A 23,316-nucleotide genomic window follows, 5' to 3' on the forward strand; every position below is an offset into this window, starting at 1 on the left:
TCTTGCCAAATACGGGATTCCCGTTATCATCAGGGCTCACTTTTAACCCGAGGTTTTATTGCCCATCATGGACAATCCCCGAAGTTGCCCTTCGTTTCTTCCCGTCAAAGCCTATCTTTATCTGCTTAATCAGCGCCTCTGAATAACGCCATTGCCTTGCTGTCACTGCGGCCATCGTACGCAGTGCTCACTCTCTGCTCTGTCTGTTTTTTATTGAGGTCACTACATGGAATTGCTGCTGGATCCCCACATCTGGATCGGTCTGTTTACTCTGATCGTCCTGGAAATCGTGCTCGGGATCGACAACCTGGTCTTCATCGCCATCCTGGTGAAAAAGCTGCCCCCCGCCCAGCGGGACAAGGCCCGCGTCATCGGCCTGTCGCTGGCCCTGCTGATGCGCCTGGGGCTCTTGAGCGTGATGTCCTGGCTGGTCACCCTGACCACCCCCATTTTGCATCTGTGGGATCACCCCTTCTCCGGCCGGGACCTGATCCTGATGGGGGGCGGCCTGTTCCTGCTGTTCAAGGCCACCTCCGAGCTGCATGAGCGGCTGGAAGCCAAGCCGCCCGAAGACGGGCCGGTCGGCGTCTACGCCAGCTTCGGCGTGGTGATCACCCAGATCCTGGTGCTGGATGCCATCTTCTCGCTGGACTCCATCATCACCGCCGTCGGCATGGTGGAACACCTGGGCGTCATGATGGCGGCCGTCACCATCGCCATGCTGGTGATGGTGCTCGCCTCCAAGCCGCTGACCCGCTTCGTCAACGCCCACCCCACAGTGGTGGTGCTCTGTCTGAGCTTCCTGCTGATGATCGGTTTTAGCCTGGTGGCGGAAGGGTTTGGCTTCCATATTCCGAAGGGTTATCTCTACGCGGCCATCGGCTTCTCGGTGCTGATCGAATTCTTCAACCAGCTCTCCCAGCGCAGTGCCGAGCGCCACGAAGCCAAGCAGCCCCTGCGCGAGCGCACCACCGCCGCCATTTTCAAACTGATGGGCAGCAAGGCGTATCAGGACCGACCGGACGACGATCTGGACGCCCCCGCCGCCGAGCCGGTGAGCTTTGGCGAGGAGGAGCGCTACATGGTGACCGGGGTGCTGTCGCTGGCCGAACGCTCCATCCGCACCATCATGACCCCGCGCTCCGAGATGGCCTGGATCGACGTCAACGACTCCAACGACGAGATCCGCGCCCTGCTGCAGCAGGAGCCCCACAGCCTGTTCCCGGTCTGTGACGGCGATCTGGACGAGGTGATCGGGGTGGTCAAGGCACGCGATCTGCTGTTTGCCCTCAATGAAGGGCAATCCTTGAGCGAGCTGGCCAAGCAGAACGACCCCATCATAGTGCCGCAGACCATCAACGTGATTAAGCTGCTGGCAGAGCTGCGCCAGGCCAAGGGCAGCCTCATCCTGGTGGCCGACGAGTTCGGCGTGATCCAGGGCCTGGTGACCACCCACGACCTGCTGGAGGCCATCGTCGGCGAGCTGCCCGATGAAGACGAAACGCCGGACATCGTCCGCGATGGAGAAGGCTGGCTCATCAACGGCAGCACCAACATCCACCACGTGGAACAGGTGCTGGAACACGAAGGGCTGGTGAGCGAGAGCGACGAGTACGTGACCCTGGCCGGCATGCTGCTCTCCCACTTCGGCACCCTGCCCGCCCCGGGCCAGCAGCTGCAACTGCAGCAGCTCGGCTTCGAGGTGGTCGAGGTGAGCGAGCGGCGCATCGAGCGGGTGCGCGTCATGCCGCTGGAGGCCTGACGCCATTGCGTGAACCATGCTGAAAAAGGGGGCCTTGCGGGCCCCCTTTTTTTATTCAGGCGCCTCCCCCTGCCACTCCCTCTTTTCACCATTGCTGTCATCAGCGCAATTCTTTTGTGCAATTACCCCTCTTTTTCGCAAGGGATGCCGGCACTAGAGTGAGCCCATCATCACCATGAGGAATTCACCATGCACCACGATCACCTGTTCTGCCCCCTGCGTCTCGGCCAGCTGCACCTCAACAATCGCATCGTCATGCCCCCCATGACCCGCTCCCGCGCCAGCCAGCCCGGTGACGTGGCCAATGCCATGATGGCCACCTATTACGCCCAGCGCGCCGAGGCCGGCCTCATCATCAGTGAAGGCACCCAGATTGACCCCATGGGCAAGGGCTACGCCTGGACGCCGGGGATCCACAGCGCCGAACAGGTGGCCGGCTGGAAGCAGGTGACCGACGCCGTCCACGCCAAGGGCGGCACCATGTTCGCCCAGCTCTGGCACGTGGGCCGGGTCACTCACCCTGACAACCTCGGCGGTGCCCAGCCCATCTCCTCCTCCGCCATTCAGGCGAAAGGGGTGCGGGTGTTCGTCGACAATGGCAGCGATGCCCCCGGGTTCGTCGAGACCGTCACCCCGCGCGCCATGACCCAGGCCGATATCGACGCGGTAGTGGGGCAGTTCCGTCAGGCGGCTCGCAACGCCATGCTGGCCGGTTTTGACGGCATCGAGCTGCACGCCGCCAACGGCTACCTCATCAACCAGTTCCTCGACTCCGAGTCCAATACCCGCACCGACGGCTACGGCGGTTCGCTGGAGAACCGGCTGCGTTTCCTCAAAGAGGTGACCGAGGCAGTCTGCAGCGAGATCGGGGCCGACCGGGTCGGGGTGCGCCTTGCGCCACTCACCACCCTCAACGGCACCGTGGATGCCAACCCGCAAGAGACCTACCTGGCCGCCGCCCGCCTGCTGGGCCGGCTCGACGTGGTCTACCTGCACATCGCCGAGGCGGACTGGGACGATGCCCCGCTGATGGCGGAAGGCTTCAAGCAGGGGCTGCGCGACGCCTTCCCCAACACCCTCATCTATGCCGGCAAATATGATGGCGAGCGTGCCCGGGCGGCGCTCGAGGCGGGCTGGGCCGACATGATAGGCTTCGGTCGCCCCTTCGTGGCCAACCCCGACCTGCCCGAGCGGCTGCGCCACGGTTATCCGCTGGCCCCTCACGATCCGGCCACCCTGTTCGGCGGCGGCGAAAAGGGCTTGATTGACTACCCGGCCTATCAGGCGGCCCCTCAGCCCCACACGGTCTGAGTCACACCCGCCCCGGCATAACGAGACGCGCCCACCATCACTGGTGGGCGCGTCTCGTTATGCCTGTCATGCTTGCCGGCGCCGCAGGCTAATGGAGGCTGACCCCGTAGCAGGCGGCGTAGCTTCTGATCTCCCGAGTCAGCCGCGCCTTGTCGGCCAGGCTCAGCCAGCTCGCCTCTACCGCGTTCAGTGACAAGCGGCAGAGCTGGTTCATGCTGGCCCCCAGCTCATGGGCCAGGGCGTGGAAGTTGGCATTCATGTAGCCGCCAAAATAGGCGGGATCGTCGGAGTTGATGGTGACGCACAGCCCCTGCTCCAGCAGCGCCAGCACGTTGTGGTGGGCCATCTTGTCAAACACCTTGAGGCGGGTGTTGGAGAGGGGGCAGACGGTGAGTGGCAGCCGGGTATCGGCCAGATAGCGCAGCAGATCGGGATCGTCGACGCAGCGTACCCCGTGATCGATGCGCCGCACCTCAAGCCCCCGGATGGCCTGCCAGATGTAGTCCGCCGGCCCCTCTTCGCCGGCGTGGGCCACCACCGGCAACCCCAGCTCGCGGCAGCGGGCAAAGACCCTGGCAAACTTGCTGGGCGGGTTGCCCCGCTCCCCCGAGTCGAGCCCGATGCCGTGAATGCGCGACAGGAAGGGAGTAGCCTGCGCCAACGTGGCAAAGGCATCCTCCTCGCTCAGGTGGCGCAAGAAGCTCATGATAAGCCGCCAGCTGATGCCAAACTCCCGCTCTCCGGTCTGCAACGCCCGCTCGATGCCGCCCAGCACGGTGGCGAAGGGCACGCCGCGGGCGGTGTGGGTCTGGGGGTCGAAGAAGATCTCCACGTGCACCACCTTGTCGGCGGCGCAGCGTTCCAGATAGGCCCAGGTGAGGTCGAAGAAATCCTGCTCGGTGATGAGCACGCTGGCCCCCAGGTAGTAGAGATCGAGGAAGGATTGCAGACAGTCGAACTCGTAGGCGGCGCGCACGCTGGCCACGTCGGGCCAGGGCAGGGCCACGCCGTTGCGCTGGCCCAGGGCAAACATCAGTTCCGGCTCGAGCGAGCCTTCGATATGGAGGTGCAGCTCCAGCTTGGGCAGACCGGCAATAAAGTTATCCATGATGACGGCTCCATCGGTTCACAGACAGCGGGACCAGCCAGTGGCAGAGCGGATCCCTCCCCTCTGTCGTTCATTGTGCACCTATCTCTGTTTATGGGGGAGACTTGTCATCAAACAGACTTATAATGGCGTCACAAAAACAACATAACTATTTGAAGATCTTGAGAGTTGGCGCAACTTTCCGCCGCCTCTTGCGCCTACACAAGGAGTCCCCATGAAGAAAAACGTCATCTGCGACATCGACGGCGTCATCCTGCACAACAACGATCTGGTGCCCGGTGCCGACCGCTTCGTCCACCGCCTGCTGGAGCAGGGCAGCAAGCTGCTGTTTCTGACCAACTACCCGGCCCAGACCCAGAAAGATCTGCAAAACCGCTTCCGCTCCGCCGGGATCGAGGTGCCAGAGGAGTGCTTCTATACCTCCGCCATGGGCACCGCCGACTTTCTCAAGCGCCAGGATGGCAAGAAGGCCTATGTGATCGGTGAAGGGGCACTGACCCACGAGCTCTACAAGGCCGGCTTCACCATCACCGACATCGACCCCGACTTCGTGGTGGTGGGCGAGACCCGCAACTACAACTGGACCATGATGCAGCTGGGGGCCAAGTTCGTCGATCAGGGGGCCCGTTTCATCGCCACCAACCCCGATACCCACGGCCCCATGATGCACCCGGCCTGCGGCGCCCTGTGCGCTCCCATCGAGCGGATGACCGGCAAGAAGCCGTTCTACGTCGGCAAGCCCAGCGCCTGGATCATCCGCGCGGCGCTCAACCGGATGGAGGCACACTCCGACGACACCATCATCATCGGCGACAACCTGCGCACCGACATTCTGGCGGGCTTCCAGGCCGGCCTCGAGACGGTGCTGGTGCTCTCCGGGGTGAGCAAGGTGGCCGACATCGACCGCATGCCGTTTAGGCCGAACCACATCTTCGACTCAGTGGTGGATATCGACATCGTCTGATCCCTACCGGCTGACGGGCTGGCCTGGCGCAAGGCCCAGGCCGGCCTCGTTACCCCTGAAGGACGCGCAATGGAACCTGTCATGATCGCCGTGGCCTTTGGCTGCGGCATGCTGGTCAACCTCATCGGCCTGCCGCCCCTGCTGGGCTTTCTGGCGGCCGGTTTTCTGCTCAACGGCATGGGCTATCAGAACACCCCGGCCCTGAACGAAATTGCCGATCTCGGCGTCACCCTGCTGCTGTTCACCATCGGCCTCAAGCTCAACGTCAAGATCCTGATGCGGCGCGACGTCTGGGGCACCACCAGTTTGCACCTGCTGCTCTCCACCCTGCTCTTTACCGTGGTGCTGCTGGTGTGCAAGGGGCTCGGGCTGGCGCTGGCCTTGTCGCTTGACTGGCGGCTGGCGCTGCTGCTGGGCTTTGCCCTCTCCTTTTCCAGTACCGTGTTTGCGGTCAAGGTGCTGGAGGAGCGCAGCGACATGAACGCCCTCTATGCCCGTCTCGCCGTCGGCGTGCTGGTGATGCAGGACCTGTTCGCGGTGGCCTTCCTGGCGGTCTCCAGCGGTCAGTGGCCCAGCATCTGGGCGCTCTGGATCCTGGGGCTGCCACTGCTGCGCCCCTTGCTGCTGAAATTGCTGGAGCGGGCCGGTCACGGCGAGTTGCAGGTGCTGTTCGGGATCTTCCTGGCGCTGGTGGTGGGGGCCGCCGGCTTCGAGGTGGTGGGGCTCAAACCGGATCTGGGGGCGCTGGTGATCGGCATGCTGATCGCCTCCCACCCCGCCTCCGCGGGGCTGGCCAAGTCACTCTTTAACCTCAAAGATCTGTTTCTCATCTGCTTCTTTCTCACCATCGGCCTCAACGGCCTGCCGACCCACGACACCATGCTGCTGGCACTGGCGCTGGTGCTGGCCCTGCCGCTCAAAAGCGCGCTCTACTACCTGGTCTATAGCGGCGCCCACCTGCGGGTGCGTACCGCCCTGCTCTCCACCCTGGCGCTCACCAACTTCTCGGAGTTCGGTCTCATCGTCGCGGCCATCGCCGCCAAGGCGGGCTGGATCTCCCACGAGTGGCTGGTCGCGCTCTCTCTGGCGCTGGCAGCCAGCTTCATGATCTCGGCCCCCCTCAACGGCCAGAGCGAGCGCATTTACCATCGACTCGGCAACTGGCTGCGCGGCATGCAGGCCACCACCCTGCACCCGGAGGACAGGCCCATCGAGCTCGGCGATGCCGAGGTGATCATCCTCGGCATGGGGCGGATCGGTCAGGGCGCCTACTTCGAGCTGGAGAACAAGTACGGCACCGTGATCCTCGGGGTGGAGAACGACAGCGAGAAGCTGCCCACCCTGCGCGCCCAGGGCATGAACGTCATCGAGGGGGATGCCACCGATACCGACTTCTGGGACAAGGTGCTGCTCTCCAACCAGGTCAACCTGGTACTGCTGGCCATGCCTCACCACTCGGGCAACCTCTACGCCATCGAGAAACTGCGCAGCCACGGCTTTGCCGGCAAGATTGCCGCCATCGTCCGCTTCGAGGACGACATCGCCTCCCTGAAAGAGCAAGGGGTGGATGCGGTGTTCAACGTCTACGACGAAGCGGGCAGCGGCTTTGCCCGTCACGTCATCAAACGGCTGCAGCCACGCTGACGGGGGACTGCGGCCCCCTTGGCAAGGGAGGCGCTATCGTTTACGTTATGCGCAACCTCGTTTAATAAAACGAACAACCACGGGGCCTGGATGGCCCCGTTTTTTATCCCTTGCCAAGGAGGCTGCATGAAGACCCTCAACGACTGGATCCTGCTCGACCGCCACGAGGCGGCCCCCACCCCGCTGATGCCCGCCCCCGAGCGCCTGCGCGCCGGCAATCCGCGCCAGACGATATGGAACCACTACTCAGACCCGAGCCAGCAGTTTCACGTCGGCTTCTGGGCTTGCGAGCCCGGCCGCTGGGCCATCCACTACACCGAGCACGAGTATTGCCAGCTGCTGGAAGGCGAGGCAGTGATCCACGACCGCCAGGGCGGCAAATTGCCCCTCAAGCCCGGCGATCAGTTCGTCATCCCGGCCGGCTTTGTCGGGGAGTGGGAGACCCTCACCCCCTGCCGCAAGCTCTACGTGATCTTCGAGCCCGCCGCGACTTGACGTCTGCGTCAACCCGGGCCGCCGTAGCCGCCCTTTTTCAGGCCGACCGGGTTGACGTGAGCGGCATGATTTTCTGCGGTTTTCCCGCTTGCAAAAGGTTTTTGCACTAGGCATTGTGATTGGCGAGGAATGTAAATGGAATTTCGAGCCCGAACGTGGGGGGCTCATATAAAAATCAAGAGGATTACCGCCAATGTGTTCTATTTTCGGCATTCTGGACATCAAATCCGATGCGGCCGCGCTGCGCAAATCGGCGCTGGAGATGTCCAAGCGATTGCGCCACCGCGGTCCTGACTGGTCCGGCGTCTACAGCTCCGACAAAGCCATTCTGGTGCACGAGCGCCTGGCCATCGTCGATCCGGGCAACGGCGCCCAGCCGCTCTACAACCCCGAGCGCACCCACGTGCTGGCCGTCAACGGCGAGATCTACAACCACAAGGAGCTGGAGAAGAACCTCAAGGTCGACTTCCAGTTCCAGACCCACTCCGACTGTGAGGTGCTGCTGGCCCTCTACAAGGAGAAGGGCCCGGCCTTTTTGGACGATCTCAACGGCATCTTCGCCTTCATCCTCTATGACGCGGAGCAGGATGCCTACCTGATTGGTCGCGACCACATGGGGATCATCCCCCTCTACACCGGCCGCGACGAGCACGGCAACTTCTACGTCGCCTCCGAGATGAAGGCGCTGGTACCGGTCTGCAAGAGCGTCGAAACCTTCCCGCCGGGACACTACCTGTGGAGCAAGGATGGCGAGCTTAAAACTTGGTACAAACGTGACTGGATGGAGTACGGCGCGGTCGAGCACAACGTCAGCGACAAGGCCGAGCTCAAAGCGGCGCTGGAAGCAGCGGTCAAGCGCCAGCTGATGTGCGACGTGCCCTATGGCGTGCTGCTCTCCGGTGGTCTGGATTCGTCCGTCATCTCCGCCATCACCAAGCTCTATGCCGCCCGTCGGGTTGAAGACGATGGCAAGAGCGAAGCCTGGTGGCCTCAGCTGCACTCCTTCGCCGTCGGCCTGGAAGGGTCGCCGGATCTCGCCGCCGCCCGCAAGGTGGCTGATCACCTAGGCACCATCCACCACCAGATCCACTTCACCGTGCAGGAAGGACTGGATGCCCTGCGGGACGTCATCTATCACCTCGAGACCTATGACGTCACCACCATCCGCGCCTCCACGCCGATGTACCTGATGGCCCGCTACATCAAGGCGATGGGGATCAAGATGGTGCTCTCCGGTGAAGGCTCCGACGAGTTGTTCGGTGGCTACCTCTACTTCCACAAGGCGCCGAACGCCAAAGAGTTCCACGAGGAGAACGTGCGCAAGCTCGCCTCTTTGCACCTCTATGACTGCCTGCGCGCCAACAAGTCGATGGCCGCCTGGGGGGTGGAGGGTCGCGTGCCCTTCCTCGACAAGGAGTTCATGGACGTGGCGATGCGCCTGCAGCCTGCCGACAAGATGTGCGGCAATGGCAAGATCGAGAAACACATCCTGCGCGAAGCGTTCGAGGAGCTGCTGCCCCACGAAGTGGCGTGGCGCCAGAAGGAGCAGTTCTCCGACGGCGTGGGCTATTCGTGGATCGACAGCCTTAAAGCCATGGTCGAGGAAGAGGTGACGGATCAGATGTTCGAGGCGGCGGCCTTCCGCTTCCCCGTCAACACCCCGCTCACCAAGGAGGCCTACTTCTACCGCGCCATCTTCGACGAGCACTTCCCGCTGGAGTCCGCCGCCCGCACCGTGCCCTACGGCAAGTCGGTCGCCTGCTCCACCCCGACCGCACTGGAGTGGGATGCCAAGTTCAAGGAGATGGCCGACCCGTCCGGTCGCGCCGTGATGGACGTCCACCAGCAGGGTTACTGATCTGCCGGCGACCTTCCTTGCCTGAATACCAAGCCCCTCCTGCGAGGGGCTTGGTTTTTTCCCGCCGACCCATTCCCGCTTTTTGCATAACAAGCGCCCATCTCGCCCTTGGCGGCCGGGCTCGCTCGTGTCACATTGTTGCGGCTTGGAAGCAACCACAACAACACAAGGAGCACGTGATGAACCGACTGCTATTGCCGCTGGTGCTTGGCACCGCCCTGTTTCATGGCGAGGCGTACAGCGCCGGCCACCTCTGGAGCCAGACCCTGCCCGATTACAGCCAGGGCTATGACGAGCAGCGGGACCCGGCCCGCGATCTCGCCGCCGCCACCGCCAAGGCCAGTGCCGAGGGCAAGAAAGTCCTGCTACTGGTGGGCGGCGAGTGGTGCAGCTGGTGCCAGGAGATGAACCACTTTCTGGACCAACAACCCGATCTTGCCAGCCAGCTCAACCGCACCTTCGTGGTGGTCAAGGTGAACGTCAGCAAACAGAACAAGAACGAATCCTTCCTCAAAGGGTATCCCGAGTATCTGGGGGTCCCCCACTTCTACGTGCTGGATGCCAAGGGCAAGCTGCTGGAATCCTTCAACACCGGGCTGCTGGAGAAGGGTGACAGCTACGACGGGGAGAAATTCGGCAAGTTCATCGCCTTCTTCCAGCCCAAGACCACCCACGGCTGACTCGCCAATCGATGCAATCAGGGCCCTGCACGGTCGGTGACGGTGCTGGGCCCCGATGGCCGTGCAAGCAGGGAGGTTGTAGGCCTGCGGCAAGCCGGCCATCCCCCCGACAAGGACGAAAAGATGTTACGGATACTGGGCAAGGCCTCCTCCATCAATGTGCGCAAGGTGCTGTGGGCCTGCACAGAGCTGGATCTCCCGTTCGAGCTGGAGGAGTGGGGGTCCGGCTTCAAGCCGACGGATACCCCGGCGTTCCTGGCACTCAACCCCAATGCCATGGTGCCGGTCATTCAGGATGACGACTTCACCCTGTGGGAATCGAACACCATCATCCGCTATCTGGCGGCGCGCTACGGCAACAACGCGCTCTATCCCGTCGAGGCGAGAGCAAGGGCCCGGGTCGATCAATGGATTGACTGGCAGGCATCGGACTTGAACAGCGCCTGGCGCTACGCCTTCCTGTCGCTGGTGCGGCGATCCCCCCAGCATCAAGACCATCAGACCCTTCACGCAGCGTGCCTGCAGTGGTCTCACTATATGGAGATCCTGGAGAGACAGCTTCAAGCAACCGGGGGATATGTGGCCGGCCCCCACTTCTCGCTGGCGGACATTCCCATCGGGCTGTCGGTCAACCGCTGGCTGGAGACGCCCTATGATCGTCCGCTGCTGCCGGCCGTGAACGACTACTACCAGCGCCTAGGCGAGCGGCCCGGCTTTCGGCGCTATGGCTGCAACGGAACGCCCTGAGGCGAACGGGAAGGGAGGGTGTTGGCAGAGTGAACACGGTAGGCCGGGCCGGGATGACCGGACCCGGCCTGCCGTATGTCAGGGCTGGGCATCCGGCTGCTGCTCTGGCGCGGCCTTGATAAACGCCTGCAACTGCTCGCAGTTGGCGACGATGCGGTTGATGGTGGGGTAGTCTTCCAGCGACATGTCGTAGCGGCGGGCGTTGTAGACCTGGGGCACCAGCATGCAGTCCGCCAGGGTCACCTCGTTGCCGACGCAATAGATGCCGGCGGTGGTCATCAGCAGCTGCTCCAGCGCGGCGAAGGTCTCGTCAATCCAGTGGCGATACCATTCGTCGCGGTGTGCCTTGCCCTGCCCCAGCGACTGCTCCAGATAGTTGAGCACCCGCAGGTTGTTGAGGGGGTGGATGTCGCAGGCAACCATGTTGACGATCTGGCGTACCCGGGCGCGCTCCTGCGGGGCCGAAGGCATCAGCGGGTGGGCGGGGTAGGTTTCGTCGAGGTACTCCATGATGGCCACCGACTGACCTACCTGCACCTCGCCATCCACCAGAAACGGCACCAGCCCCTGAGGGTTGAGCCGACGGTAGGCCTTCTCGCGCTGCTCGCCCTGCCGCAGATTGACCGGATGCTGCTCATAATCGAGCCCCTTGAGCTGCATCACGATCCGTACCCGATAACTTGCCGATGAACGCCAATATCCAAACAACTGCAACATAATCTGTCCCTGTGTTGGCAGGTGCAAGGGCACCTGCCGCTCACCAGCCGGCCTCGTATCCATGCTGGCCCCTCACTTCGTCTGACTGGCCCCCGCCGGCGTGACCCGCTGCAAAATAGTGCCAAACAGACTCATCCCGTTGCGATCCTGCATCGCGATGGACACTGTATCACCAAAGCGCAGAAAGGGTGTAGTGGCTTGACCTGACTCGATAATTTCCAGCATTCGCAGCTCGGCGAGGCAGGATGAGCCGCGGCTTCGGTCGTAGTTGGAGACGGTGCCCGAGCCGATGATGCAGCCCGCCCCGAGTGGCCGGGTCTTGGCGGCGTGGGCGATCAGCTCATAAAAGTTGAAGGTCATGTCCACCCCGGCGTCGGGGGCCCCGAACAGGGCGCCGTTGAGGTGGGTCTCGAGGGGCAGGTGCACCTTGCCGTCGCGCCAGTCATCCCCCAGCTCGTCCGGGGTGATGGCCAGCGGCGAGAAGCTGCTGGAGGGCTTGGACTGGAAGAAGCCAAAGCCCTTGGCCAGCTCCCCCGGGATGAGGTTGCGCAGGCTGACGTCGTTGACCAGCATCAGCAGCTTGATGTGGCCGGCGGCCGCCTGCGGGCTGGTGCCCATCGGCACGTCGTCGGTGATGACGGCGATCTCCGACTCGAAATCGATGCCCCACTCCTCCGACCCCATCGGGATGGAACCCCGCGGCGACAGGAAGCTGTCCGAGCCCCCCTGATACATCAGGGGATCATGCCAGAAGCTTTCTGGCATCTCGGCGCCGCGGGCCTTGCGCACCAGCTCCACGTGGTTGACATAGGCGCTGCCGTCAGCCCACTGGTAGGCGCGCGGCAGCGGGGAGAGACAGGCCGTCTCGTCGAACGGGAAGGCGTCGGCGCAGGCGCCATCGTTGAGCTGCTGATAGACGGCGGTCAGTTTGGGCGCAAGCTCGGCCCACTCGTCGAGGGCCGCCTGCAAGGTGGCGGCCAGCTGCGGCACGCGCACCGCGCGGTTCAGATCGCGACTCACCACTACCAGGGCGCCGTCCCGTTTGCCATTGTTCAGGGTTGCCAGTTTCATAGGGATTCCTTTTATTTGCCGTTCGTGGCTGGCGTGAGTTCCGGGCGCAACCAGCTGGTGACGTAACGCGGGTTTTCCACCCCGTCACACAGGCTGCCGACGTTGAGCGCATCGCGGGTATCGAGCATCACCGCCACCTCGTCGGTGAACTTCTTGGCATAGGCCTGACCCGCCGCAAACGCCTTGGGATGGGGACCGTGGGTGAACCCGGCGGGATGGAAGGTGACCATGCCCCGCTCGATGTTGTCCCGGCTGAAGAAATCCCCGGCGTGGTAGAAGAGCACCTCGTCGTAATCGTCGTTGCTGTGATAGAAGGGCACCTTGAGGGCACCGGGATCGCTCTCGATGGGGCGCGGCACGAAGGTGCAGACCACAAACCGGCTCGCCACGAAGGTGGAGTGCGCCGAAGGCGGCAGGTGGTAGCGGTGGCTCATCAGCGGGCGGATGTCCCGCCAGTTGAGGCGCACCACGCAGAGATCCCCGTGCCACCCTTGTGCATCCAGCGGATTGAACGGCCAGGTGATGACCGAGACCTGGTTGTGACGCTTGACCTGCAGCGACCAGGGATTCTCATCCTGCTGGGCCAGGAAGCGCTCGTTGATGGCCGGCACGTCCAGCGCCGCCGGGTCGAAGATGGCGTGATTGCCCACCAGCCCCTTGTCCGGCAGCTGGTAGCTGTCGTTGGTCGCCTCGATCATCAGGATGAACAGGGGGGCCGTCGGCTCGATGCGCCACATGGTGCCGCGGGGGATCACCAGGTAGTCGCCATCGCGCAGGGTCAGGTGACCGTAGTCGCAATAGAACTCGCCGCTCCCCTCGTGGATGAACAGGAGCTCGTCGCCATCGGCATTGCGCACCAGAAACGGCATGGGCTCATGCAGGCGCCAGATGCGGTAGCGGCAATGGGGGTTGCTGAGAATATCCGGCATCACCCAGGGGGAGAGGGAGCTCACCTCCTCGCCGAGGGCATTCAGATCGAACAGGCGCGGGCGCAGCGGCCCCTCCCAGTTGACCCAGTCGGTGGGGGCATGCTTGTGGTGCATGTGGGTGGCCGGCCCGAAAAAGCCGGAGCGGCCCAGTTCACGCTCATAGATGGCCTGCTCGGGCAGGTCGGCATGAGCCTGACGGGAGTGTATCCCCTCCCGGTGGGGAAAGTTAATCCAGTTGCGCATCGCCAACCTCCCTTGCTTGACAACCAACCCGCCCGTGGCGGTTCCCGTTACGCATCATTGAGCACCCCGCGGCGGATCTGATCCAGCTCGATGGATTCGAAGAGTGCCTGGAAGTTGCCCTCGCCAAAGCCTTCGTTGCCCTTGCGCTGGATGATCTCGAAGAACACCGGGCCGATCACGGTGTCGGTGAAGATCTGCAGCAGGATGCCGTCCTTGGTGGGGGATCCGTCGATCAGGATGCGCAGCTCTTTGAGCGCCGCCAGATCCTCCTGGTGCCCCTCGACCCGGCTGTCCACCTTCTCGTAGTAGGTGTCCGGGGTCGGCATAAAGCCGGTACCACGGCCACGCAGGGTACGGATGGTGTGGTAGATATCGCTCGACGCCATGGCGATGTGCTGGATCCCCTCCCCCTTGTACTGACGCAGGTACTCCTCGATCTGGGACTTGTCGTCGGAAGATTCGTTGATGGGGATGCGAATTTTGCCGCAGGGGGCTGTCATGGCGCGGGAATGGAGCCCGGTCAGCTTGCCCTCGATGTCGAAGTAGCGGATCTCCCGGAAGTTGCCGATCCGCTCGTAGAAATTGGACCAGACATCCATGTTGCCGCGCTGCACGTTGTGGGTCAGGTGGTCAATCTCGTACAGCCCGGCATCCACCTCGGCCATGCGCGCCTGCCAGTCGGGATAGAAGACGAAGTCCACGTCATAGATGGAGCCCTTGTCGCCGTAGCGGTCGACGAAAGAGAGGGTGCTCTCGCCGATGCCGTAGATGGCGGGGATGTTGAGCTCCATGGGGCCAATCTTGCCGACGAACGGCTTGGCACCCTTGCCGATGGCGTACTGCTGGGCCTTGCCTGCATCGCTCACCCGAAACGCCATGCCGCAGACGCTCGGCCCGTGCAGGCTGGCAAACTGCTCGGCCTGGGAGTGGGGCTCGGCATTGACCACGAAGTTGATGTCCCCCTGGCGGTAGAGCCAGCACTGCTTGTGTTTGTGCTGCGCCACCTCGGCAAAGCCCAGCGAGACGAACAGCGCCTTGAGGGCGGCAATCCCTTTGGCATCCGGCGCCGTGTACTCGACGAATTCGAAACCATCGGTGCCAAGCGGATTGATGGTGTGAGTACGGGCAGAAGAAGTGGTCGTCATGATGCGCTCCTTGCGATTGACTGATAACGAAGAGGGTCACACCGGGGCGCTGCGGGCAGCCGCCACCGGCATTGTTAACAACTTGTTTCATTAGAGGTGGCGGCGCGGCGGAAGAGAAGAGGCGGCGTTCAGATAGTTTGCCGGGGGGGATGGCCAAAAGATGTAAATAGATTGTGACATTAAGGCCGCAGCCTTGTGGCGCGCTCGGTGGCGCTCCGCAAGGCTGTCAGCTTTGCCTTACAGGGACCAGTATCTGGGCTCGATACGGGGCAATGCCTGCCGCGCCTGTTGCAACCGCGCCGGGGTGGGATTGATGAGCCAGGCCGCCTGCCCCTCTGCCAGCAGCGGCAAGTCGTGCAGGCTGTCGCTCAGGGCCAGGGTGGCGCCGAGGGTGTGGATCCCGGGCAGGATCTTGTGGCGGCCGTGACAGTAAAAACGCGGCATCAGGCCGCCGAGGCGATAGTGCATCCGCGACCCCAGAATGCAATGGGGCAGATGGCCGGGCAATTGCTGATGCAGCTGGCCCCGCACCAGAGCGCGGGGACTGGCGGAGAGCACCCAGCAGCGCTGCCCTTCGGCCAGCAGCAGGGCGCGCGCCTCACGAAACAGCCCAGGCCGGGTGAGGCAGTAGGCTCGCACCAGGCGGCGCCACCCCAGCGGCGACAGCCCGAGGGTGATGGCCCACCAGATCAGTGAAATACCGCGCCGACGCTGGCTTGGCAGCAGATAGACCAGCCCGCCCAGCGCCATCACCGGCCACAGCAGCAGCGGCCAGATGCGGCGGCTCAGGATGAAGCGCAGCAGCCCAGCATGGCTGTCATCCGGCGCCAGGGTGTCGTCAAAATCCGCCAGGATCCAGCCGCTGGCGGGTAGATCCGTCGCCCCTTGCATGGCTGCCCCCTTCATTCGGCCAGCCCCGCGATGGCGGCGTGCAACTCGGGCAGCACAAACAGCGTGCCTTCATCGGGCGAACAGACGAAGTCGAACGCCTCCCCCGCCAGGGTGAACGCCAGGCGCCAGGCGTGCAGATAGCCGCGATCGGCCGCCGTGCCGCCGTAGCGCTCATCCCCCAAGATCGGCGCCCCCACGCTTTTGAGGGCGACCCGGATCTGGTGGGTCTTGCCGGTTCTGGGCTTGATCCGGTAGAGCCGCAGGCCCTCGCGCACCGAAACGGAGTCGAACCAGCTGATGGCCGGGTTGTCTTGGCTGCGCGCCAGCATCCAGCTGCCGCCCCGCCCCTTCTGCATGTCCCCCTTCACCCAGCCCTGCTTCTTCTTGGGCTTGCGATCGGAGAGGGCCAGATACTGCTTGCTCACTTCCCGCGCGGCAAAGGCCATGCTGAGGGCCCGGTTGGCCTCGGTGGTGCGCGCCAAGAGCACCAGCCCGGAGGTCATCTTGTCGAGCCGATGCACCGGATAGAGCAGCAGACCGGTGTCGGCCTTGACCCGACTGACCAGGCCTGGATGGAGCAGGCCGGCCTCGTCGGTCTCGTCATGCATGCCGAGCCCGGGCCCCTTGTTGATAACCATGAAATCTTTGTGCTGCGCTAGTATCCGGTACATCAATAACCCTTTAGAATGTTTTTAATTACAAGAACATGACCCTGCGGGGTCGCACCCCATGAACACTCAGAACAAGACTCGCACGGATGAAGAGATACCTGCTTTGGCTGCTGCTGATTGGCATCAGTCACGCTGTTCCCTTGCGGGCCAGCGAATCCACCCTTGAAGCGCCGGAGCGGGTCGTACTCCAGCTGCGCTGGCTGCATCAGCCCCAGTTCGTTGGCTATCACATGGCCAAGGCCAAGGGCTTTTATGCCAGTGCCGGGCTGGACGTCGAGATACGGCCCGGCGGCAAGGACATCAGCCCGGTAGAAGAGGTGCTGAGCGGGCGGGCCGACTTCGGGGTCGGCAACACCGAGGTGCTGACCAGCTACGCCAGCGGCCAGCCGCTGTTGGCGCTTGCCAGCGTCTATCAGCACTCCCCGTCCATCTTTCTGGCTCGCCGTGACAGCGGCATTCTCACCGTTGACGACATGCGTGGCAAACGGATCATGATGTTTTCGGCCCATCAGGACGCCGAACTGCTGGCCACTCTCTTCTATCAGGGGATCAATGAGCACCAGCTCATCCCGCTGCCCACCTCGGTCAACATCGAGGATCTCATCGAGGGCCGGGTCGATATCTTCAACGCCTACCTCAGCAACGAGCCCTTCTATCTGGAGGAGCGCGGCATTCCCGTCTCCGTCATCAATCCGCGCAACTACGGCATCGATTTCTACAGCGACATCCTGTTCACCACCCAGGCGCAGGAGCGCGCCCATCCGGATCGGGTGGCCCGGTTTCGGGCCGCGAGCCTGGCGGGCTGGCGCTACGCCCTCGCCCACCCGCAGGAGGCCATCGCCCTGCTGCGCAAGGAGTATGGCGTCAACCGCAGTCAGGCCCACATGGAGTACGAGCTGCAGGTGAGCAAGGAGATGATCCAGCCGCTCTATGTGGAGATCGGGTATATGAATCCCGATCGCATGACCCACATCATGCAACAGCTGGTCGAGATCGGGCTGGTGTCCAAGCCGGTCTCCTTGCACGAATTTCTCTATCAGGCCCCTTCCGAGCAGTGGATCTTCTGGCGTCCCTGGTTCCTGCTGAGCCTGGCGGCCAGCGTGCTGATCCTGCTGCTGGCCCTCTATCTGCTGCTGTGCAACCAGCGGCTCAATCGCGAGATCGCCCTGCGCCGCCAGCGGGAGGAGGAGATCTGGCAGCTCGCCCGCCGCGACCCGCTCACCGGCCTGCCCAACCGGCTGAGCCTGATGGAGCGGCTCGATGCCCAGGTCAAGGGCCCGGCTCCCGGCTGCCTGCTGTTTTGCGATCTCGACGACTTCAAGCAGGTCAACGACAACTTCGGCCACAGCCACGGCGATGCCCTCCTCTGCCAGCTGGCGGAGCGGATCAGCCGCAGCCTCGGGCCACAGCACTTCTTCGCCAGACTGGCCGGCGACGAGTTCGTGCTGCTGTTGCCGGGCCATGATCAGGCGCAAGCCGACGTCATCGCCGAGCAGATCAGGGCCACCATGCAGTCGCCGTTCGAGGTGGAAGGAGTTCCGCTGGCGGTCGGCATCAGCGTCGGCATCAGCCAGTACCAGCCGGGCTGGCGCGCCGAGCAGTGGCTGATCCAGGCCGACCGCGCCATGTACCACGACAAGGGGGCCCCGCTGGCTGAGCCCCCAGGCTGACCCCAAGTCCCCGACAGCACAAGGCCACCCGCAGGTGGCCTTGTTGTTGTATGGATGGCAGCGGCGACTAGCCGAAGGTCTGCCCTAGGGACTTGAGCTGTCTGGCCTTGGTCAGCAGGATCTCGCTCGACTCGTCGACGTCGTGCATCTTGCTGCTGTTGGCATGGGAGTGCTGAGAGATGAGGTTGACGTTCTGGCTGATGTTTTCCACCACCGCCTGCTGCTCCTCCGCCGCCGCCGAGATCTGGGCCGAGAAGTCCATCACCAGCTCGATCTCCGTCAGTACCTGGTGCAAACTGTCCGACCCCATCCGGGTCATCTCTACGCAGGCCTGAGTCTGTTGCAGGTTGTTCTGCATCATCCCCTTCCAGCCGTTCAGGGTGCGCTGGATCTGGCCGATGCTACTCTGGATCTGTTCGGTCGCCTTGTGGGTGCGGGTAGACAGGGTACGCACCTCGTCCGCCACCACCGCAAAACCGCGCCCCTGTTCGCCGGCCCGGGCCGCCTCGATGGCGGCGTTGAGCGCCAGCAGGTTGGTCTGATCGGCGATGCCCTGAATTTCCCCCATCAGCACCCCGATGCGATCCGACTCGCTGGCCAGCGCCACCGCCGAGGCAAAGGCGTGCTCCGCCTCCTTCGCCAGATCGGTGATCTTGTGCTCGGTCTCGATCAACTGCTGATCCGTGTGCTGGCAGTGAGCCTTGGCCTCGGCAATCTGGCTGTTGGTGTCCTGGATGTTGCGGGCGATCTCCTGGGCCGTGCTCGCCATCTCGGTGATGGCGGCCGCCATCTGCTGGGTCTGGGCATCCTGCTCGGCGATGTCCGAGCTGGCCTCGCTGGAGGCGCTCTTCAGGTGCACCGCCAGATCCTGCAGGGCGTGGGTGGCATCATCCACCCGGCCGAGCACGGTGCGAATACGGGCCTGCAGCAGCTTGATGTGGAAGTCGGCGATGGCGCTTGGCTCCTGGCCCGAGTAGATGAGCCGGGTCAGGCTGTCGTACTCGCCGGCCAGTTGCTGCAGATAACGGGGGGTGGTGATGAGCTCGTGGCGATAGAGCAACCCCAGCAAGATCAGCGGCAGCGCCATGTAAAGCGCGGCCCAGCCGCCCAGTTGCACGGTGCCGAGCCAGCCCAGCGCCAGCAACCCGGCCACCGCTACCCCGTGGCGCAGCCGCGCCAGCGAAATCCTGGGCTTGCCGCCGCCCTGCTCCGCCGCCCGCAGCCGGGCATAGGTACGGGCTGCGATCTGCTTCATCTGCGGATCGGCACGGCAGCGCACCGACTGATAGCCGCTGATCTTGCCTTGCTCGAAGATGGGGGTGACGTAGGCATCCACCCAGTAATAACGACCATCTTGGCAGCGGTTCTTCACCATGCCGCGCCATGGCTGGCCCTGCTTGAGTTTGCCCCACAAGTCGGCAAATGCCGCCTTGGGCATGTCGGGATGGCGCACCATGTTGTGGTGCTGCCCCACCAGCTCGGCCCGGCTGTAACCGGCGACCCGGCAGAAGTTGTCATTGGCGTAGGTGATCACGCCCCGCAGATCCGTGGTGGACACCAGCTGTTCATCAGCTGCGAAATCCACTTCTTGATCAACAAGATGGCCTTTTTGTTCGCGCATGTAGCCCCCACTCTTACGTTGTTGCTCAGTAGAGTGTTGGGAAGCAATCAGCACCTGTAAAGGTCAATGCAAAAAGATTCTGACGAGGCGAGAACGGATCGGGCCAGCAGGAAATAATCATTGATTTAAATCAATATTTCCTGCCGGCGTGCGATATTTATTGCAGTGAAAGATGGCTGGCAATGGTCTTGAACAGCACCGGATAGTCATCCTCGAAATGGTGCGAACCGGGCAGGGTCACCGTGGTCACGTTGGGCTGCTGCAGACGGGGACAGAGCCGTACCGGCGAGTCGTCATCCGCCCCCTGCACGCAGAGCATCGGCAGGGTGTGGATGGCGTTCACCTCGGGCTGGGTGGGATAGCTGCCCGCCTTGTCGTGGGTCACCATGTCGCTGACGTGGATCTCGAAGTCGGAGGCGGTCGAAGGGGAGAGCATCACGGCCCCGACCAGGCTCTTGCGATAAGGTTCGGGCAACCGGTTGATGACGAAGGGCACTATCTCGGCACCGAAGGAGAAGCCCACCAGCAGCCAGCGCTGGCGCCCCCAGCGGGACTGGTAATCATCCAGGATCCGCACCAGATCGGCGGTGACCTGCTGTGGATCCTTCTTCTTCCAGTAGTAGGTGAGCGAGCTCCAGCCCACCACCGGCATGCCGTGCTGCTGCAGCTGGGCGCTGAGCCCCTTGTCCAGCGCAGCCCAGCCGCCGTCACCGCTCATGAACACCACCATGGGGGCGCTCGAGGCTTGCGCCACCGGCAGCTCCACCAGCCCCAACTCCTCTTTCACCGGCGCGGCAGAGAGCGAAAAGGCGCAGCACGCCAGCAGCAATAACAGGATTTTCATGGCCGACTCCTATTTTTTGATGAGCCCGAACGGGCCTCGGCTGATCAGGGATATCAGGTTGGTCAGCACCCTCGGCAGCACCAGCTTGCTGGTACAGAGCAGGTAGCGCGGCTCCCAGTCCGGCGAGAACTTCTCCTTGTAGCGTCTGAGCCCCTGGAAATTGTAGAAACGGCTGCCCCGGGTGAAGATGGTGTTGCCAAGCCGGGTCCAGTAGCCGCTCAGGGGGTGATCGTTGAAACCGGACATGGGCGCCATGCCGAGGTTGAAACTGGCGTAGCCCTCGGCCTTGCCCCACAGCAGCAGCTCGACGAACAGGAAGTCCATGATGGGCGCCGTGCCCGTGTCCAGGCTGTAGCGCATCAGATCGATGGAGAGGCTCTCCTTGTTGTCGCTGACCCAGAGGTTGGCAAAACCGACGATCTGCCCCTCGTGACGCACCAGCGCGGCCGGGCTCAGGCTGAGGTAGGCGGGCTCGAAACTGCCCACCGAGAAGCCCTTCTCCTTGCCCTGCTTGCTCTGCAGCCAGGTGTCCGAAACCTCCTTGAGGCGCGGCAACAGTGCAGGTACGCATTCAGGCGCCACCACTTCGAACGACAACCCCTCCCGCTTGCCCTTGGCATGGCTCTGGCGCAGGTTGCGCAGCCGGCTGCCGGCCAGCTCGAAGGCCGCCAGATCGACGATGGCCTCCTCCCCCAGCTTGAACGGGATCAGGCCCTGCTCCAGGTAGAGCGGCAGGTAGCGGGCCGACACCTGGTAAAACACCGGGCTGGCATCGTGCTGATCGCACAGCTCGCGGAACTGCCAGAGCAGCTCCTCGATCAGTTCAGGCTGACCGATGGGATCCCCCATCACGATCCAGCCATTGCCCTCGACGCCGTACATCAAAAATGCCTCGCCGCCGGGATGAAACAGCAGCGACTTGTCGCCAAGCTGGGCCAGGTAGCCATGACCGCCCCCCTCGCGCAGCACCAGGGCATGGGCGCGGGCCAGCTCGTCCGGCTCCGGCTTGCGCCCGGAGACCCGCAGCGGTGCCAGCAGCTGGGCCACCCCGACCACGGCCAGCACGGCCACCACGCTGCCCATGGCCCGCAGCCCACGGGAGGCGGCGCCATGGGGCGAGAAGTGGAACCAGAGAGCGTGGTCATACTCCACCTGACGGTAGGAGAAGAGCAGCAGCCAGAGCGCCCCCAGCAGCACGGCCCCCACCGAGATGAGCCAGCCCGGGGTGAACTGGGCGTGCAGCAGGGACCCCTTGCGATAGAACAGTGAGCGGCAGGGAGTGATGATGAGCAGGAACAGCCCGAGCAGCAGGGCCGACTCCCAGTCGAACCCCTTGAGCAGGGAGAAGATCATCCCCAGCCCCAGCAGCAGCTGGGTGATGCGAAACGCCGCATCGTGGCGCCGGTAGAGGCTGCGAGCCAGCAGGATCAGCAGCACGCCGCTGACGCTGCCGAGCACATGGGAGAGCTCCAGCAGGTGCAGCGGCAATACCTGCAGGAACATCTCGATGCGCCCGCGCATGGTGGGGATCATCCCCGAGCAGAGCAGCAGGCTGCCCGCCGCGAACGCCCCCAGGCTGATCAGCGCCGGCAGGAACTCGCGCACCGCGGTCATGATGCCCTGCAACCGGCTCCAGCGCGCCTTCTGCTGCAACAGCTCCTGGCTGGTGAACAGCAGCAGGGCGCACAGGAAAGGCAGCACATAGTAGATGCAGCGATAGAGCAGCAGGGAGGCCAAGAGCTTGTCCACCGGCAGGTATTTGGCCAGCAGCAGGCTCATGCTCGCCTCGAACACCCCGATCCCGCCGGGCACATGGGCCAGCACCCCGAGGAAGCTGGCCAGCACGAAGGCACTGAGCAGCACCGGATAGGAGACGCTGTCCGCCGGCAGCAACACATAGAGCACGGCGGCGGCGGCCATCCAGTCCAGCAGCGCCACCAGCAGTTGCAGCAGCCGGGTTCTGAATACCGGCAACACCAGCTCGTGGCCACGCCAGACCAGTGCGGGCTTTGGCCAGAACAGGTAGCCAAGCACCGCCAAGAGCGCCAGCCCACCCGCCACGTTGAGCAGCTGATCGGCCCACAGCGGCCAGTCCGGCAGCAAGGTGGTAGCCTGTCCCACCAGCAGGGCCGTGCCCCCCCAGGCCAGCAGGCCGAGGAAGAAGGTCACCGAGCAGAAGACGATGATCCTAGCCACCTCCCCGGTGCCGAGCCCCAGCGACGAGTAGATGCGATAGCGCACCGACGAGCCGGTCAGCAGGGCGAAACCCAGGGTGTTGGAGAAGGTGTAGGCGATGAACGAGGTGACCCCCACCTGCTGCCAGGGCAGCCGCTTGCCGAGGGCGTGCACCGCCAGCATGTCGTAGCAGCAGAGGCAGGCATAGCTGAGCAGGGTCAGCAACAGGGCCCCACCCAGCAGCGGCAGCGGCAAAGACCAGATGGCCAGCCGAATGTCGTGCCAGTGCCAGAGGTGAGTCAGACGATAGAGCACGGCCAGCGCCGCCCCCAACAACAACAAGCTACATAACGGGCCTAACCAGATAAACAGATGACGCCGCATTGCCGATCCCTACCGACGCGAGGCCATGGCCATGCGCGTCACGTTGCTGAACATGGCCACCCGCAGCGAGAAACGCAGACTGCACTCCTTCGCGCCTTGGCCTTCAAATAGATGTTTTATGGGCCGTGGGCGGCGAACGGTCGGCACTGATGACATGGCCAATTTGGCCCTGGCTGCCCGGAAAATGCCCCCGCCCAGCATGGCATCCCACTTTATATCGACTTTTTTGAAAAAGACGAGCCTTACCCCCGAAATAAAATTACTCAGCTGCCGGCAGATTAATTCGCCGCTTACCCTAGCGGTCAGCCCCGCCACATCCCGCTGGCGCACAGCACAATAAATGAGCAGTGACATCATACACCAGATAACGGGGTTTACCCGACCCA

20 protein-coding genes are annotated in these 23,316 nt (G+C 63.5%); 9 read left to right on the forward strand and 11 right to left on the reverse strand.

Annotation, left to right across the window (positions count from 1 at the left end; translation table 11 throughout):
• Positions 1-226 precede the first annotated feature (226 nt).
• Positions 227-1,762 (forward strand): TerC family protein, encoded by a 1,536-nt coding sequence (locus tag OKB87_RS03105; protein ID WP_011706466.1) that lies wholly within the window; start codon positions 227-229, stop codon positions 1,760-1,762.
• A 189-nt stretch (positions 1,763-1,951) separates the two neighbouring features.
• The gene (locus OKB87_RS03110) at positions 1,952-3,073 is read left to right on the forward strand and encodes an alkene reductase (protein ID WP_270826422.1); all 1,122 of its coding nucleotides are present in this window, start codon (positions 1,952-1,954) and stop codon (positions 3,071-3,073) included.
• Positions 3,074-3,161: 88 nt separating this feature from the next.
• On the opposite strand, the gene OKB87_RS03115 is transcribed toward OKB87_RS03110, so the two are convergent.
• Positions 3,162-4,181 (reverse strand): adenosine deaminase, encoded by a 1,020-nt coding sequence (locus OKB87_RS03115; protein WP_270826423.1) that lies wholly within the window; start codon positions 4,179-4,181, stop codon positions 3,162-3,164.
• A gap of 214 nt (positions 4,182-4,395) precedes the next feature.
• Here OKB87_RS03115 and OKB87_RS03120 point away from each other — a divergent pair, with 214 nt between their 5' ends.
• The 6 genes from OKB87_RS03120 (at position 4,396) to OKB87_RS03145 (ending at position 10,569) form a co-directional block, all read left to right on the forward strand.
• Complete coding sequence (locus OKB87_RS03120) at positions 4,396-5,145, forward strand: HAD-IIA family hydrolase (protein WP_011706469.1); 750 nt, start codon at positions 4,396-4,398, stop codon at positions 5,143-5,145.
• Between the two features lie 69 nt (positions 5,146-5,214).
• Positions 5,215-6,789 carry a cation:proton antiporter family protein gene (locus tag OKB87_RS03125; protein ID WP_270826424.1) on the forward strand — a complete coding sequence of 525 codons (1,575 nt, stop codon included), beginning with the start codon at positions 5,215-5,217 and terminating at the stop codon, positions 6,787-6,789.
• A 126-nt stretch (positions 6,790-6,915) separates the two neighbouring features.
• Positions 6,916-7,284, forward strand: coding sequence for a cupin domain-containing protein (locus OKB87_RS03130; protein WP_270826425.1), 369 nt, complete (start codon positions 6,916-6,918; stop codon positions 7,282-7,284).
• 193 nt (positions 7,285-7,477) lie between these two features.
• Positions 7,478-9,142: an asparagine synthase B gene (gene asnB / locus OKB87_RS03135; protein ID WP_270826426.1), complete on the forward strand. Its 1,665-nt coding sequence runs from the start codon at positions 7,478-7,480 to the stop codon at positions 9,140-9,142.
• Positions 9,143-9,321: 179 nt separating this feature from the next.
• Positions 9,322-9,822, forward strand: coding sequence for a thioredoxin family protein (locus tag OKB87_RS03140; RefSeq protein WP_024944498.1), 501 nt, complete (start codon positions 9,322-9,324; stop codon positions 9,820-9,822).
• A 123-nt stretch (positions 9,823-9,945) separates the two neighbouring features.
• Positions 9,946-10,569, forward strand: coding sequence for a glutathione S-transferase family protein (locus tag OKB87_RS03145; RefSeq protein ID WP_270826427.1), 624 nt, complete (start codon positions 9,946-9,948; stop codon positions 10,567-10,569).
• Positions 10,570-10,647: 78 nt separating this feature from the next.
• On the opposite strand, the gene maiA is transcribed toward OKB87_RS03145, so the two are convergent.
• The 6 genes from maiA to OKB87_RS03175 all read right to left on the reverse strand — a co-directional run bounded on the left by maiA (position 10,648) and on the right by OKB87_RS03175 (position 16,236).
• Positions 10,648-11,286: a maleylacetoacetate isomerase gene (gene maiA / locus OKB87_RS03150; RefSeq protein ID WP_185423341.1), complete on the reverse strand. Its 639-nt coding sequence runs from the start codon at positions 11,284-11,286 to the stop codon at positions 10,648-10,650.
• 72 nt (positions 11,287-11,358) lie between these two features.
• Positions 11,359-12,357 carry a fumarylacetoacetate hydrolase family protein gene (locus OKB87_RS03155; protein WP_270826429.1) on the reverse strand — a complete coding sequence of 333 codons (999 nt, stop codon included), beginning with the start codon at positions 12,355-12,357 and terminating at the stop codon, positions 11,359-11,361.
• Between the two features lie 11 nt (positions 12,358-12,368).
• Positions 12,369-13,529 carry a homogentisate 1,2-dioxygenase gene (locus OKB87_RS03160; RefSeq protein WP_270826431.1) on the reverse strand — a complete coding sequence of 387 codons (1,161 nt, stop codon included), beginning with the start codon at positions 13,527-13,529 and terminating at the stop codon, positions 12,369-12,371.
• Positions 13,530-13,576: 47 nt separating this feature from the next.
• Entirely contained in the window at positions 13,577-14,674 is a 1,098-nt protein-coding gene (gene hppD / locus OKB87_RS03165; RefSeq protein ID WP_017408053.1) for a 4-hydroxyphenylpyruvate dioxygenase, read from the reverse strand.
• 237 nt (positions 14,675-14,911) lie between these two features.
• On the reverse strand, positions 14,912-15,565 hold the full coding sequence (locus OKB87_RS03170) for an HAD family hydrolase (protein WP_429076146.1): 654 nt from the start codon (positions 15,563-15,565) through the stop codon (positions 14,912-14,914).
• Between the two features lie 11 nt (positions 15,566-15,576).
• Positions 15,577-16,236: a TIGR01621 family pseudouridine synthase gene (locus OKB87_RS03175; protein ID WP_270826434.1), complete on the reverse strand. Its 660-nt coding sequence runs from the start codon at positions 16,234-16,236 to the stop codon at positions 15,577-15,579.
• An 86-nt stretch (positions 16,237-16,322) separates the two neighbouring features.
• Between OKB87_RS03175 and OKB87_RS03180 the strand changes: the two genes are divergently transcribed.
• Positions 16,323-17,906 carry a GGDEF domain-containing protein gene (locus OKB87_RS03180; protein ID WP_270826436.1) on the forward strand — a complete coding sequence of 528 codons (1,584 nt, stop codon included), beginning with the start codon at positions 16,323-16,325 and terminating at the stop codon, positions 17,904-17,906.
• Between the two features lie 67 nt (positions 17,907-17,973).
• Here the strand turns inward: OKB87_RS03180 and OKB87_RS03185 are convergent, their stop codons facing one another.
• The 4 genes from OKB87_RS03185 to OKB87_RS03200 form a co-directional block, all read right to left on the reverse strand.
• Positions 17,974-19,527, reverse strand: a complete 1,554-nt coding sequence (locus OKB87_RS03185) for a methyl-accepting chemotaxis protein (RefSeq protein WP_017408049.1) — start codon at positions 19,525-19,527, stop codon at positions 17,974-17,976.
• A 157-nt stretch (positions 19,528-19,684) separates the two neighbouring features.
• Positions 19,685-20,371, reverse strand: a complete 687-nt coding sequence (locus tag OKB87_RS03190; RefSeq protein ID WP_017408048.1) for an AcvB/VirJ family lysyl-phosphatidylglycerol hydrolase — start codon at positions 20,369-20,371, stop codon at positions 19,685-19,687.
• A gap of 9 nt (positions 20,372-20,380) precedes the next feature.
• Positions 20,381-22,930: a bifunctional lysylphosphatidylglycerol flippase/synthetase MprF gene (gene mprF / locus OKB87_RS03195; protein ID WP_270826438.1), complete on the reverse strand. Its 2,550-nt coding sequence runs from the start codon at positions 22,928-22,930 to the stop codon at positions 20,381-20,383.
• 9 nt (positions 22,931-22,939) lie between these two features.
• Positions 22,940-23,284, reverse strand: coding sequence for a hypothetical protein (locus tag OKB87_RS03200; RefSeq protein WP_270826439.1), 345 nt, complete (start codon positions 23,282-23,284; stop codon positions 22,940-22,942).
• Between the last annotated feature and the right edge of the window lie 32 nt (positions 23,285-23,316).

Source organism: Aeromonas sp. Y318-1 (assembly GCF_027706125.1).
Taxonomy (GTDB): domain Bacteria; phylum Pseudomonadota; class Gammaproteobacteria; order Enterobacterales; family Aeromonadaceae; genus Aeromonas; species Aeromonas hydrophila.

Coding starts and splice junctions, on each gene's coding strand:
- OKB87_RS03105 (WP_011706466.1), top strand. CDS start 227: ATGGAATTGCTGCTGGATCCCCACATCTGGATCGGTCTGTTTACTCTG.
- OKB87_RS03110 (WP_270826422.1), top strand. CDS start 1,952: ATGCACCACGATCACCTGTTCTGCCCCCTGCGTCTCGGCCAGCTGCAC.
- OKB87_RS03115 (WP_270826423.1), bottom strand. CDS start 4,181: ATGGATAACTTTATTGCCGGTCTGCCCAAGCTGGAGCTGCACCTCCAT.
- OKB87_RS03120 (WP_011706469.1), top strand. CDS start 4,396: ATGAAGAAAAACGTCATCTGCGACATCGACGGCGTCATCCTGCACAAC.
- OKB87_RS03125 (WP_270826424.1), top strand. CDS start 5,215: ATGGAACCTGTCATGATCGCCGTGGCCTTTGGCTGCGGCATGCTGGTC.
- OKB87_RS03130 (WP_270826425.1), top strand. CDS start 6,916: ATGAAGACCCTCAACGACTGGATCCTGCTCGACCGCCACGAGGCGGCC.
- asnB (WP_270826426.1), top strand. CDS start 7,478: ATGTGTTCTATTTTCGGCATTCTGGACATCAAATCCGATGCGGCCGCG.
- OKB87_RS03140 (WP_024944498.1), top strand. CDS start 9,322: ATGAACCGACTGCTATTGCCGCTGGTGCTTGGCACCGCCCTGTTTCAT.
- OKB87_RS03145 (WP_270826427.1), top strand. CDS start 9,946: ATGTTACGGATACTGGGCAAGGCCTCCTCCATCAATGTGCGCAAGGTG.
- maiA (WP_185423341.1), bottom strand. CDS start 11,286: ATGTTGCAGTTGTTTGGATATTGGCGTTCATCGGCAAGTTATCGGGTA.
- OKB87_RS03155 (WP_270826429.1), bottom strand. CDS start 12,357: ATGAAACTGGCAACCCTGAACAATGGCAAACGGGACGGCGCCCTGGTA.
- OKB87_RS03160 (WP_270826431.1), bottom strand. CDS start 13,529: ATGCGCAACTGGATTAACTTTCCCCACCGGGAGGGGATACACTCCCGT.
- hppD (WP_017408053.1), bottom strand. CDS start 14,674: ATGACGACCACTTCTTCTGCCCGTACTCACACCATCAATCCGCTTGGC.
- OKB87_RS03170 (WP_429076146.1), bottom strand. CDS start 15,565: ATGCAAGGGGCGACGGATCTACCCGCCAGCGGCTGGATCCTGGCGGAT.
- OKB87_RS03175 (WP_270826434.1), bottom strand. CDS start 16,236: ATGTACCGGATACTAGCGCAGCACAAAGATTTCATGGTTATCAACAAG.
- OKB87_RS03180 (WP_270826436.1), top strand. CDS start 16,323: ATGAAGAGATACCTGCTTTGGCTGCTGCTGATTGGCATCAGTCACGCT.
- OKB87_RS03185 (WP_017408049.1), bottom strand. CDS start 19,527: ATGCGCGAACAAAAAGGCCATCTTGTTGATCAAGAAGTGGATTTCGCA.
- OKB87_RS03190 (WP_017408048.1), bottom strand. CDS start 20,371: ATGAAAATCCTGTTATTGCTGCTGGCGTGCTGCGCCTTTTCGCTCTCT.
- mprF (WP_270826438.1), bottom strand. CDS start 22,930: ATGCGGCGTCATCTGTTTATCTGGTTAGGCCCGTTATGTAGCTTGTTG.
- OKB87_RS03200 (WP_270826439.1), bottom strand. CDS start 23,284: ATGTCACTGCTCATTTATTGTGCTGTGCGCCAGCGGGATGTGGCGGGG.